This window comes from Nocardia niigatensis NBRC 100131 (assembly GCF_000308655.1).
Taxonomy (GTDB): domain Bacteria; phylum Actinomycetota; class Actinomycetes; order Mycobacteriales; family Mycobacteriaceae; genus Nocardia; species Nocardia niigatensis.
Window position 1 is genome coordinate 1 of sequence record NZ_BAGC01000090.1, and the last position, 414, is coordinate 414.

The window sequence follows — 414 nt, forward strand, 5'->3', positions numbered from 1 at the left end:
GTTGGGCGGGAACCAGTTCCGCGACACGTGCCAGGAACGGATAGCAGCCGGGTGCGTTCTTGTCGACCGACTCCACCGTCGCGTGATCGCCCTCGATGGCCAGGACCTCGAATACCGATACCCCGCTGGCCACCAGCTTCACTCGATCACCGACTGCCACCACACACCCGAGCCTATACGAACAGGTGTTCGATCCGGCGTTAGGGTAGCGGTGTGCCCGTCTCCGATCGCGAACGCCGGTATCGCCCGCTCTACACGGTCGACGGAGTCGCGGTGCCCTCGCGCCGGCTGGTGCATACCGTGACCGGGTGGAGCGAGCCGACGCCGATGCGCTGCTGCAATGGGCACTCGCTGCTCGGCGACAAGAACGCCCTCGTGGGCTGGATCCCGTGCCCCGCCCCGGCCGCCGGCGAC

Annotated in this window: 1 protein-coding gene; it reads left to right on the forward strand. The window is 67.9% G+C overall.

What is annotated here, in order from left to right; translation table 11 throughout:
- Positions 1-213: 213 nt before the first annotated feature.
- Positions 214-414: hypothetical protein (locus tag ON33_RS30900; RefSeq protein ID WP_040862678.1), on the forward strand; the 201-nt coding region annotated here is incomplete at its 3' end.